Genomic DNA, 11,701 nt, shown 5'->3' on the forward strand with positions numbered 1-11,701 from the left:
AATATATGGTGTTTTTTCTTTGATTTTCTTCTATATATTGCGTTTACTTCTCAAGACTTTTCATTGTGGGGAAGAGCAGTACATCACGGATGGCCTGGGAATCAGTGAGAAGCATGACAAGACGGTCGATGCCATAGCCGATACCACCTGTTGGCGGCATACCAATCTCCAGTGCGTTAAGGAAATCCTCATCGGTATGGTTTGCCTCTTCATCACCTGCTGCAAAAGCTTCTTCCTGAGCCATAAAACGCTCTCTCTGGTCAATTGGGTCATTTAACTCAGAGTAGGCGTTGCACATTTCACGGCCATAGATAAACAGTTCGAAACGCTCTACCAGTTCCGGATTCTCTGGTTTTTTCTTTGTCAGTGGAGAAATCTCTACTGGATGATCCATAACAAAGGTTGGCTGAATCATCTTATCTTCACAGAATTCTTCAAAGAAGAGATTAATGATATCGCCTTTTTTGTGACGTGCCTCGTATTCAATATGATGCTCATCGGCTAACGCTTTGGCTTCTTCATCGTCAGCTACCTGCGAGAAATCAACACCGGAATATTTCTTCACCGCGTCAATCATTGTGATCCGTTCAAATGGCTTAGACATATCGATCACGGTTTCATTATACTTAATGACTGCACTGCCGCAGACTTTTTCTGCAAGATAACGGAACATGCTTTCTGTCAGTTCCATCATACCTTCATAGTCGGTATATGCCTGATATAATTCCATCAAAGTGAATTCCGGATTATGGCGGGTATCCACACCTTCATTACGGAATACTCGGCCGATTTCATAAACCCGCTCCAGGCCGCCGACAATCAGACGTTTTAAGTAAAGTTCAAGGGAAATACGAAGTTTTACATCCTCATCCAGCGCATTGTAATGGGTTGCAAATGGTCTGGCCGCCGCACCACCCGCATTGGAAACGAGCATTGGTGTCTCAACTTCCATGAACCCACGTCCATCGAGGAAGTTTCGGATTTCCTTTATGATATGAGAACGTTTAATAAATGTATCTTTAACTTCCGGATTCATGATCAAATCCACATAACGCTGGCGGTAACGGATATCTGTATTTGTCAGGCCATGGAATTTTTCCGGAAGAATCTGAAGACTCTTGGAAAGCAGAGTAACTTCAGATGCATGAATGGAGATTTCGCCGGTTTTGGTCTTGAAAACTTCACCCTTTAAACCAACGATATCACCGATATCCATTTTCTTGAAGGCTTTATATTCTTCCTCTCCGATACTGTCACGTGCTACATAGGACTGGATGGTTCCCTGTAAATCCTGAATATGACAAAAAGAGGCTTTTCCCATAACTCGTTTAGACATAACACGGCCGGCCAGAGACACGCTCTGTCCTTCCAATGTCTCAAAATTGTCTTTAACTTCCTGGCTGTGATGTGTTACATCATACTTTGTAATAACAAAAGGATCTTTTCCATTATCCTGAAGCTCCTTCAATTTATCTCTGCGCACTTTCAGAAGCTGGTTAATATCCTGTGCCTGAACATTCTTTTCTCCTGCCAATGTTTGTTCCCCCTTAAATGTTTGCTCTCTGGATTTCCAGAATACGGAACATCAGAAGGCCGCTCTGGGTTTCCACTTCAATAGTTTCTCCGACTTTACGTCCAAGAAGAGCGCTTCCTACCGGTGACTCATTGGAAATCTTGAAATTCAGACTGTCAGCCTCCGTGGAACCAACAATGCGGTATTCCACTTCTTCGTCCATGTCCACGTCATACAGACGAACGCGGCAGCCGATACTGATGGTATCCAGATCTACTTCATCTTCATCGACAACCTCCACATTTTTGAGAATTTTCTCGATCTCCTCAATTCTTGCTTCAATGTCGCGCTGCTCATCTTTCGCTGCATCATACTCCGCATTTTCAGATAAGTCGCCCTGTTCTCTGGCCTCTTTGATCTTCTGAGCAACTTCTTTTCGTTTAACAACCTTTAAATCAAATAATTCGTCTTCTAATGCTTTAAGTCCGGCAAAGGTTAAGATATTTTTCTTAGCTTCCACTTTAATTACGCCCTTCCTTATATTATATAGATATTTTACATTCCTAGTATTATAGCGTAAGAACCCGGGTGTGTCAATATCCGCACCCCCGCATTTCCCGCTGTTTTTCCCCATGTTTCTTATACGCCAATCCTGCGGCCCCGCTCAGCATACTGCCCGAGCAGTTCTTCCAGAGCAGCCATACTCTCCACCCGGTTCACCATTCCGCGAAGTTTGGATGACCCCGGATACCCGGTCGTATACCACGCCACATGCTTCCGCATCTGACGGATTCCCAGATATTCGCCGGAAAACTCGATCTGCATACGAGCATGACGAAGTATCATTGCAACAACCTCTTCCAGGGTTGGTTTTTGTTTCCCATAAAGAATCTGACTGATCAGCCATGGATTTCCCTGAAGCCCCCGTCCGATCATAATCCCGTCACAGCCCGTCTGCCTGAAAATAGCCTGTGCAGCTTCCGGTGAATCAATATCGCCATTTCCGATAACTGGAATTGAAACCGCTTCTTTCACCTGGCGGATGATATCCCAATCCGCTTTTCCATGATAATACTGCTCCCGGGTCCGTCCATGTACTGTTACCATGGCCGCTCCGCTCTCCTGGGCAATATGAGCCATCTCCACCGCATTGATACAAGTATCGTCAAAACCTTTGCGCATTTTCACTGTCACTGGTTTTTTCGTCGCCTTTGCCATCGCCTCAATCATACGGCCAGCCAGCAATGGCTGCTTCATCAATGCCGAACCCTCGCCGTTATTGACTACCTTCGGCACCGGGCATCCCATATTGATATCAATCATATCAAAGGGCCGGCCCTCAATCTTTTTTACCATATCGGCCATAAGCTCCGGTTCAGAGCCAAAAAGCTGCAGAGAAAAAGGCCGCTCCCGCTCATCGGTGAGCATGAGAGCTTCCGTATTTTTATTATTATAGTAAATTGCCTTGGCGCTGACCATCTCACTGCACACAAGGCCAGCCCCCTGCTCCTTTAAAAGCAAGCGAAATGGCAGGTCTGTCACGCCTGCCATCGGTGCCGCTACTACATTATTTTTAAGTGTTACATTTCCTATTTTCATTTTCCAGTACAACGTTTGTGAATAATCCGAAGTCCTTTCAATGTTAAAAGACTATCGTAAATATCAATTTCTTTACATTCCTCCGCAATAATTCCGCCAAGACCACCCGTAGCGATAACCTTGATATTCGGCAATCCTGCCTCTTCTTTCATTTTCTTTACAATATACTCAGCTTCGCCGATACTTCCATAGAAAAGCCCGGCCTGAATATTGGAAATAATCTCTTTTGCCAAGATAGTTTTTGGCTTCTTAATCTCTACATCCGGTAGTTTCGCCGTCCGATTACTCAACGCATCGGCGCTCATCTGGATACCTGGTGCAATAACTACCGCATCCAGACTGCCATCTTCGAGAATCAGCTCAAAGGTGGTTGCTGAACCATAATCGATGACAATGGCCGGTCCTCCATAGATTTCTTTTACAGCTGCAGCATCAACAATCAGGTCGGCTCCGGCTTCTTTTGGATTTTCTGCATTAATGCGCACACCCGTTTTCAGACCAGGACCGACAATGATCGGTTCAGCGCAGAAATATTTTTTGATACCACTGGTAAAAGAATACATAATGTCGGGAACAACGGATGCGATGATAACCTGCTCAATATCCTTCGGTTCAAATCCTGCATTACGAATCAATTCACGGATCAACACCCCATATTCATCTGATGTCCTGGGCATTTGAGTTGTCATTCGGAAATTCCCCATAAGAATCTCCCCGCGGAAAAGCCCCATCGTTATATTTGTATTTCCAATATCAATTGCCAATAACATATTTTTTACCTCCTCATTCTACTCCTGTCATATCTCCCAGTATAAAAACCCGGTAATACATTTCCAATGATTCAAACAGTTCAGCCCGTTCCCGCTGAAGCTGTTTGATTTTCAATCCACTTCCAATCTCATCATACAAGAGGTCTTCTTCTGCCACATCTACCCGAAGCTGCAGATTTCCTTCCGGTCCGAACTCCATAATGAGAACGCCGCCCACATCCGCTGTAAAAAGCACACAGATAATTTTCAGTTCTTCCTTAATGCCCTCCGGTAAATCAGCAAAATCCTCGTTTAAATAAAATTTTTGCTCATAGGCGCTGGCTGCGCACAGTACCACATTTTCCTGACACATAGCATTTCCTCTATTCTGTATATCCATAAACACCCCGGATGGAAACCTCTCCGGAACGGACTGTTGTTTCTTCTCCATCAACAGAAACGATCAACTCTCCGATATCGTTGATACCCCGGGAAACTCCCCGCCAAACCCGCCGTATTTCATGAATACTGATTTCCTTATTCAAATGAATCAGACTGGCATCATATTTCTTTTTCAGAAAAGCCAGATTGCCATCTTTTAAAAACTGCCGGTAATTTGTCTCAAAATACTGCATCACCCGGCGAATGATCTCCGCCCGATGATAGGTTTGTCCCGAAGCCATCGCCATAGATATGGCCGTTTCTCTCAATTCTTCCGGAAATTCTTTCATATTGACATTAATTCCGATACCAATGACAATATAATTCACCACATCCGGACCGGCGCTCATCTCCGTCAAAATACCGGTTGTTTTCCGGTGATCAATGACCAGATCATTCGGCCACTTAATACCGGATTCCAGCCCGAAGCTTTCCATCATCTCCTGAACAGCCATAGCTCCGAGCAGTGTGATCATTGACGCATCCATCGGAGGAATATCCGGTTTTAAGATAAGAGACATCCAGATTCCGCTGCCTTCCGGAGAAAAGAACACCCGACCCATCCGGCCCTTCCCCGTATTCTGAGTTTCCGCAACGACCAGCGAACCATCCGGCGCTCCCTGTTCAGCCAGCATCCGCGCCTGGTCATTCGTTGAGCCAAGACAATCATAATAATAGACATGACGTCCCATGACTTCCGTGGTCATACCGCTCAAAATCTCAGCTTCCGTAAGTATGTCCGGACTGGCGATAAGGCGATAACCTTTTCGGTTTATCGCCTCAATCTCATATCCCTCACTCTTAAGCTGTCCGATCACCTTCCAGACAGCGGTTCGGGAAACCTGAAAATATTCACATAATTCCTGGCCGGACACAAAATCCTTCCGGGACTTTAACATCTGCAAAATATCTTCTTTCACAAAAGCACACTCCTAAATCTCGTCACAAAGAGTTGCCGCCATCACTGCTTTAATCGTGTGCATACGGTTTTCTGCTTCATCAAACACTTTGGACTGAGACGATTCAAAGACTTCATCTGTCACTTCCATCTCAGTAATGCCAAAACGTTCGCCCATCTCTTTGCCAATCTTTGTCTTTAAGTCATGGAAAGCCGGCAGGCAGTGCAAAAAGATTGACTGAGAACCTGCATTTTCCATGATTGCCTTTGTCACCCGGTATGGCGTCAGATCACGAATGCGTTCTTCCCAAACTTCATCCGGCTCACCCATGGATACCCACACATCCGTACAGATGACATCCGCATCCTTTGTTGCTTCCATCGGATCCTCGATAAAGGCAATACTTCCGCCGGAAATGCTGGCAAACGCCTCGCATTCAGCTCTGAGCTCTGCATTCGGGAAATACTTCTCCGGTGCACAGGCTACGAAATGGAGCCCCAGTTTCGAGCAGGCAATCATATAGGAATTAGCCATATTATAACGGGCATCGCCCATATAAACCAGTTTTTTACCTTTCAGCTCTCCCAAATGTTCCCGAACCGTGAGAAAATCAGCCAGCATCTGGGTCGGATGATATTCGTTGGTCAGGCCATTCCATACAGGAACACCGGCATATTCGGCCAGTTCTTCTACGATTTCCTGACCATAGCCCCGGTATTCAATTCCTTCAAACATCCGTCCAAGGACCCGCGCCGTATCTTCAATACTTTCCTTTTTACCAATCTGTGAGCCTGACGGGTCCAGATAGGTTGTTCCCATCCCCAGATCATGGGCCGCAACTTCAAAAGAGCAACGGGTACGGGTACTCGTTTTTTCAAAAATCAGAGCAACATTTTTTCCTCTGAGAACATCTACCGGAATTCCTTTTTTCTTTCTGTCCTTTAAATCTGCTGCCAGATCCAGCAGGTAGAGAATCTCTTCTTCTGTAAAATCCTTTAATGTCAGGAAATTTCTTCCTTTTAAGTTCATCTTCTCCATCTCCAAAAGTAATTTATTCATCTTTTATCGTCTCAACAACAGATTTGGCAAGACCAGCCATCCCCTGAATTTCCGAAGGAATAATGATCTTTGTTGCCTTTCCGTCTGCGGCTCTTTCGAAAGCTTCCAGACTCTTGATTCGAAGAACAGCCTCATCTGCACCGGCATCCTTCAGGAATCGGATACCATCCGCATTCGCCTGCTGAATCTTAAGGATAGCCTGCGCCTCACCTTCAGCCTCGCGGATTTTTGCTTCCCGGGCAGCTTCAGCCCGGAGAATCATAGCTTCCTTATCGGCTTCTGCATCCAGAATGGCAGATTCTTTATGACCTTCTGCAATAAGAATTGCAGAACGTTTTTCACCTTCTGCGATCAAAATGGACTCTCTTCGTTCACGCTCAGCTTTCATCTGTTTCTCCATAGCATCCTGGATTGCTGCCGGAGGAATGATATTCTTTAACTCGACACGATTGACTTTAATGCCCCAAGGGTCTGTTGCCACATCCAGTGTGGAACGCATTTTCGCATTAATTATTTCTCTGGATGTCAGCGATTCATCCAGTTCCAGTTCACCAATAATATTACGAAGGGTCGTTGCTGTCAGATTTTCAATGGCCATAATCGGATTCTGAACACCATAGCAATATAATTTCGGGTCTGTGATCTGGTAGAATACAACCGTATCAATACGCATTGTAACGTTATCCTTTGTGATGACCGGCTGCGGTGCAAAGTCCACAACCTGCTCTTTTAATATAACTTTTTTAGCAACCTTGTCGATAACCGGTACTTTCACATGAAAACCAACAGACCAGGTTCCCTGATAAGCCCCCAAACGCTCAATAACATAGGCATGGGCCTGCGGAACGATCTTAATACTAGACACAACGATCAACAAAGCAATGATAATCAGAATTACTACAAGTATCCACATCATAAGTCAGTTTCCTCCTTATTCTCTTTCTCTACAATCAGTTTAACGCCGGATATACCGACGATGCGCACCATCTCATCTTTTTGGAAAGTCACTTCATCCTTCGTGGAACGTGCCGTCCATTCCATCCCGTTTACCATGACCTGCCCTTCTGACTTCAGGTTGTTTATAGGTATCAAAACCCGGGCTTTACGCCCGACAAGACTCTCTGCATTGGTTTTTGTCGTTTTCTTATTCAAGTGTTTTGTCATTATCGGCCGGGTAAATACAAGCATTACCACGGAAACAACGATAAATACAACAACCTGGATCATCAACGGCACCTGCACAAGGGCCAGAAGAAAAGCTGCCAATGCTCCGACGGCAAACCATATCGTTGTCAGACCAAGGGTCAGTATTTCAATCAGCAAAAGCACGCCAAAGGCCGCAAGCCAGAATATCTCACATCCTAAAGTCCCAAACCAGAATATCTCCGACATTTTGTCTCCTCCTCTCTCAGTTTACTGTCGTCCGCTGCCGTTTTGCCTCATACATAAGAAGAGCAGCCGCAACACCTGCATTCAGCGATTCCACCTGACCGGCCATCGGAATCCGAATATAGTCTGTTGCCATATCCGCCAACGCATCACTCAATCCGTTGGCTTCATTTCCTATCATAAAACAGGTATCTTGAAGATAGTCCTGTTCATAATAACTTTTTTCACCCTTTAAATGGGCCGCATATACGCGAGTCCCCGATGTTTTCAACTGCGAAACCACCACCGCCAGATCTTCTGCCACAGCTACCGGAACCCGATAAATAGACCCCATCGTCGAGCGGATCACCTTCGGCATATAAGGGTCTACAGACGTCCGGTTCAAAATAACGCCGTCAATCCCGGCGCCCTCCCCGGTCCGAAGTATGGTTCCCAGATTACCAGGGTCCTGGAGCGATTCCAGTATAAGAATCATTCTTTTGCTGCCGGATTTCTGTAGGATCAAATGCTGCCAGTCAAAAGAAACCATGGAAACAACTGCCATGACTCCCTGAGGAGTCATCGTATCCGACGCATCTTTAAACACCTTATCACTCAAGACTTCTAAAAAGCACCCTGAAGCTGCCGCCTTTTTTTCAACGGCTTTTTTCTGTTCTTCATCTCCTGAAAAATTTTCCGACATATAAATGGCCTTCAGTCTCTCCGACGGCGCCTCCAGCACCATCTTCAGACCTTCCACAACAAAACACTGCTGTTCTCTTCGGGCCTTCCCCTTTTTCTGAAGCTGCATCAGATTCTTTATCCGGGGATTTGATGTACTTGTTATCATCTATACCTCGACTCCAATTTTCGCCAGATCAACGTTCTTTCCAACAATGACCAGCGTCATCTCTTTTTCCATAGGATTTTCCGGGTCCAGATTGACTTTCAGGTCATCCCCCCGTTTAATACCGATAATGTTCAGACCGTAAGAGCCACGGACATCCAGTTCCCGAAGGCTTCTTCCAATCCATGCCTCCGGCACCGGCATCTCGACCATACTGAATTCTTTGGACAGCTCTACCAGATCAACGAATTCACCGCCCATCAGATTCCGTGCCAGTCGTGTGCCCATCTCTGCCTCCGGAAAAACAATTTTATCGGCTCCCACTTTCTCCAGGATATGCTTGTGGATTTCATTCTCCGCCTTGGCTACAACAAAACCGACACCTTTTTCTTTTGTCAGAATCGTGGCCATAATACTGGCCTGCATATTCGTTGATACACCGATAATGACACAATCCAGATTGCTAATACCAAGACTATCCAGCACATCCGGTTCGGTCACATCCGCCACCATCGCACAGGTCACTGTGTCGGCAGCCAAATCCACCCGGTCCGGGTCCATATCTACCGCAATGACTGAATTGCCGCTCTCAGCCAGTGCCACGGCAACTGCCATTCCAAACTTTCCCAGGCCAAATACACCATACTCTTTTTTTCTCATATCATTAACCTTTCATTTACATAATAGTATATCATGATTTCCAAATTCATGAAATACCTCCGGGAATATCTATACAAAAACTTTACCGTCGGGCAGCCGCCGGTGAACTTTTTTCTTATTTCCATTTACATTCAAAATAACCGCCATAGTGATCGGACCCAGACGTCCAAAATACATACTGGCAATCAATACTAGTTTCCCGGCCACGGACAATCCCTCCGTGATTCCCATCGTAAGTCCCACGGTGCCCAGTGCGGAAAAAGTCTCATACAGGACTTGAATAAATGGAATATCCGATTCCAGGCAGCAAAGGGCAAAGGTGCTTATGACCAGGAAAAATACCTGAAGTAATATGACACAGGTCCCCTTCATGACCGTGTCCATGCTGACTCTTCGATGTCCCAGTTCCACATCCTCCCGGCCCACGATCGTGGCGATAACAGCAAAGGCCAAAAGTGTGATCGTCACCGTTTTTATACCGCCGGCCGTACCGCCCGGCGAACCTCCGATAAACATCAACACACAGCCGAGCAGCAGGCTTCCCGTGTGCAGTTTTCCCTGGTCTATACTGGCAAAGCCGGCAGTACGTAATGTCACCGACTGAAAGATGCTGGCCCATATCTTTCCTCCGAAACTCAGATTTCCCATCGTTTCCGGATTATTAAACTCAAGCAGAAAAAAAATCAGGGCTCCGCCGAAGATCAGAATCGCCGTGACACAGAGCACCAGCTTACTGTGAAGACTCAGCTTCCGAACAGACTGGCGCAGACTCATTTTCTCTCTGCATACTCTGCGCAGAGCCGCCGCCAGATCCCACCATACGAAGAAGCCAAGCCCTCCGATAACGATCAGTCCCATCGTTACCAGATTCATCAGCGGATGGGTAACGTAGGGCATCATACTGTCCGCCCCCATTAAATCCATCCCCGCATTACAAAAGGCTGACACTGCCATAAAAACCGAAACCCATATGCCCTTTGCCAGACCATATCGTGGGATATACACAAACATATAAAGCAGAGCACCAATACCCTCCACTACCAGCGTCCCGCAGATCATTTTCCGGACCATACGCACCATGCCCGTCAATGTGTCAAAGCCATAGGCTTCCTGGATAAGCATTCTCTGTTTTAATTGAATCCGCTTTCCGGCAATCATCAGCAGGAAGGTGGTAAAGGACACTACTCCCAGACCTCCCATCTGAATCATTACCAAAATGACCACCTGTCCAAAAAGACTCCAGTGTTCCCCCGTCACCACGGTAACCAACCCTGTCACACAGGAAGACGTTGTGGCCGTAAACAACGCATTGATATAAGATGTCGCCGTCCCATCCACCGAAGCGATAGGAAGAGATAATAAAATGGAGCCTGCCAAAATCAGTATAGCAAAACCCAGTCCAATAATCTGGGTTGTTTTTAACTCAAAGCTCTTTTTCTTACTTTTCAAATCTAAACCTCTCAATTATTTAAGCATATAGCGCAGCCCCCAACCGGAAGCTACGCTATATGGGCTGCATATATTTTACCCATTCGGGCATATCACATATCTTCTTTATCTCGCCAGAATACGAGATACTGTTAATTGGAATGGATCCAGTTCTTTTTTCATTTCTAAAGCTTCGTCGATATCATAATCCACAAATTCGCCATGTTTATAGGCCACTACCCGGTTTGACTTTCCGGAAACAAGAGCATTGACCGCATAAGCTCCCATAATAGAAGCATATACACGGTCCTTGGCCGTCGGATTGCCACCCCGCTGTAAATGTCCGAGAATGGTGGCACGGGTCTCTATTCCTGTCGCTGCTTCAATACGACGGGCCATACTCGTGGAATGGCCGATACCTTCCGCATTTATGATAATATGATGGGTCTTACCGATCTTACGGCTTTTTATAATATGATCTACCAAAATCTGCTCGTCATAGTTATAGTTTTCCGGAAGCAGAATATCCTCCGCGCCATTGGCAATACCGCACCACAGCGCAATATAGCCGGCATTTCGTCCCATGACCTCAATAATACTGCAACGCTCATGGGATGTTGATGTGTCTCTTACCTTATCAATGGCTTCCATAGCCGTATTCACCGCCGTATCAAAGCCAATGGTATAATCCGTACAAGCGATATCCAGATCAATGGTCCCCGGAACTCCGATGGTATTAATTCCAAAGGATGCCAGTTTCTGCGCTCCCCTGAAAGAACCGTCGCCACCAATCACAACGATACCATCGATGCCATGCTTCCGGCAGATTTCTGCCCCTTTTTTCTGACCTGCTTCCGTATGGAATTCCTCACATCGTGCCGTATATAAAAATGTACCACCCCGGTTCAGAATATCTGAAACACTGCCGGCGCCCAAATCTATGATTTCTTCCTCCAAAAGGCCTGCATATCCTTTCTGGATTCCTTTCACTTTACATCCTGCTGTCACCGCAGTACGGACAACCGCACGCACAGCCGCGTTCATCCCCGGCGCATCGCCGCCGCTGGTTAGTACGCCGATTGTTTTTATCTCTTTACTCATGTCATGACCTCCATCCTTGCGAACTGACAACGATTTT

12 protein-coding genes and 1 pseudogene are annotated in these 11,701 nt (G+C 46.0%); all 13 read right to left on the reverse strand.

The genetic code is table 11. The annotated features are described in order from the left end of the window. Positions 1 to 46: 46 nt before the first annotated feature. Positions 47 to 1,534, reverse strand: a pseudogene (gene lysS, locus EV212_RS03725) (lysine--tRNA ligase); the annotation flags it as partial. Positions 1,535 to 1,547: 13 nt separating this feature from the next. Beyond that, positions 1,548 to 2,033 (reverse strand): transcription elongation factor GreA, encoded by a 486-nt coding sequence (gene greA / locus EV212_RS03730; RefSeq protein WP_132089043.1) that lies wholly within the window; start codon positions 2,031 to 2,033, stop codon positions 1,548 to 1,550. 119 nt (positions 2,034 to 2,152) lie between these two features. Next, on the reverse strand, positions 2,153 to 3,112 hold the full coding sequence (gene dusB, locus EV212_RS03735; RefSeq protein WP_132089045.1) for a tRNA dihydrouridine synthase DusB: 960 nt from the start codon (positions 3,110 to 3,112) through the stop codon (positions 2,153 to 2,155). After that, positions 3,109 to 3,882 (reverse strand): type III pantothenate kinase, encoded by a 774-nt coding sequence (locus EV212_RS03740; RefSeq protein ID WP_132089048.1) that lies wholly within the window; start codon positions 3,880 to 3,882, stop codon positions 3,109 to 3,111. The genes dusB and EV212_RS03740 overlap by 4 nt, the downstream gene beginning before the upstream one ends. A 13-nt stretch (positions 3,883 to 3,895) precedes the next feature. After that, a complete protein-coding gene (locus EV212_RS03745) occupies positions 3,896 to 4,261 on the reverse strand; it encodes a DUF6145 family protein (protein WP_330570443.1) in 366 nt (121 codons plus the stop codon). Beyond that, positions 4,245 to 5,222, reverse strand: a complete 978-nt coding sequence (locus EV212_RS03750) for a biotin--[acetyl-CoA-carboxylase] ligase (RefSeq protein ID WP_132089051.1) — start codon at positions 5,220 to 5,222, stop codon at positions 4,245 to 4,247. The genes EV212_RS03745 and EV212_RS03750 overlap by 17 nt, the downstream gene beginning before the upstream one ends. Before the next feature lie 12 nt (positions 5,223 to 5,234). Continuing rightward, entirely contained in the window at positions 5,235 to 6,230 is a 996-nt protein-coding gene (gene argF / locus EV212_RS03755) for an ornithine carbamoyltransferase (RefSeq protein WP_132089299.1), read from the reverse strand. A gap of 22 nt (positions 6,231 to 6,252) precedes the next feature. Then, on the reverse strand, positions 6,253 to 7,176 hold the full coding sequence (locus tag EV212_RS03760) for an SPFH domain-containing protein (protein WP_330570444.1): 924 nt from the start codon (positions 7,174 to 7,176) through the stop codon (positions 6,253 to 6,255). Further along, positions 7,173 to 7,652 carry an NfeD family protein gene (locus EV212_RS03765; protein WP_132089054.1) on the reverse strand — a complete coding sequence of 160 codons (480 nt, stop codon included), beginning with the start codon at positions 7,650 to 7,652 and terminating at the stop codon, positions 7,173 to 7,175. The genes EV212_RS03760 and EV212_RS03765 overlap by 4 nt, the downstream gene beginning before the upstream one ends. Before the next feature lie 16 nt (positions 7,653 to 7,668). Further along, positions 7,669 to 8,478, reverse strand: a complete 810-nt coding sequence (locus EV212_RS03770) for a TrmH family RNA methyltransferase (RefSeq protein ID WP_132089057.1) — start codon at positions 8,476 to 8,478, stop codon at positions 7,669 to 7,671. After that, positions 8,479 to 9,135: a potassium channel family protein gene (locus tag EV212_RS03775; RefSeq protein ID WP_132089060.1), complete on the reverse strand. Its 657-nt coding sequence runs from the start codon at positions 9,133 to 9,135 to the stop codon at positions 8,479 to 8,481. It lies immediately after the preceding gene. 69 nt (positions 9,136 to 9,204) lie between these two features. Then, on the reverse strand, positions 9,205 to 10,584 hold the full coding sequence (locus tag EV212_RS03780) for a TrkH family potassium uptake protein (RefSeq protein ID WP_132089063.1): 1,380 nt from the start codon (positions 10,582 to 10,584) through the stop codon (positions 9,205 to 9,207). A gap of 105 nt (positions 10,585 to 10,689) precedes the next feature. Continuing rightward, the gene (gene pfkA, locus EV212_RS03785; protein ID WP_132089066.1) at positions 10,690 to 11,664 is read right to left on the reverse strand and encodes a 6-phosphofructokinase; all 975 of its coding nucleotides are present in this window, start codon (positions 11,662 to 11,664) and stop codon (positions 10,690 to 10,692) included. Positions 11,665 to 11,701 lie beyond the last annotated feature (37 nt).

This window comes from Frisingicoccus caecimuris (genome assembly GCF_004340975.1).
Classification (GTDB): domain Bacteria; phylum Bacillota; class Clostridia; order Lachnospirales; family Lachnospiraceae; genus Frisingicoccus; species Frisingicoccus caecimuris.

Excerpts from the sequence above, each read along its gene's own strand:
- dusB (WP_132089045.1), bottom strand. The coding sequence starts at position 3,112 with ATGAAAATAGGAAATGTAACACTTAAAAATAATGTAGTAGCGGCACCG.
- EV212_RS03740 (WP_132089048.1), bottom strand. The coding sequence starts at position 3,882 with ATGTTATTGGCAATTGATATTGGAAATACAAATATAACGATGGGGCTT.
- EV212_RS03745 (WP_330570443.1), bottom strand. The coding sequence starts at position 4,261 with ATGGATATACAGAATAGAGGAAATGCTATGTGTCAGGAAAATGTGGTA.
- argF (WP_132089299.1), bottom strand. The coding sequence starts at position 6,230 with ATGAACTTAAAAGGAAGAAATTTCCTGACATTAAAGGATTTTACAGAA.
- EV212_RS03760 (WP_330570444.1), bottom strand. The coding sequence starts at position 7,176 with ATGATGTGGATACTTGTAGTAATTCTGATTATCATTGCTTTGTTGATC.
- EV212_RS03765 (WP_132089054.1), bottom strand. The coding sequence starts at position 7,652 with ATGTCGGAGATATTCTGGTTTGGGACTTTAGGATGTGAGATATTCTGG.
- EV212_RS03770 (WP_132089057.1), bottom strand. The coding sequence starts at position 8,478 with ATGATAACAAGTACATCAAATCCCCGGATAAAGAATCTGATGCAGCTT.
- EV212_RS03775 (WP_132089060.1), bottom strand. The coding sequence starts at position 9,135 with ATGAGAAAAAAAGAGTATGGTGTATTTGGCCTGGGAAAGTTTGGAATG.
- pfkA (WP_132089066.1), bottom strand. The coding sequence starts at position 11,664 with ATGAGTAAAGAGATAAAAACAATCGGCGTACTAACCAGCGGCGGCGAT.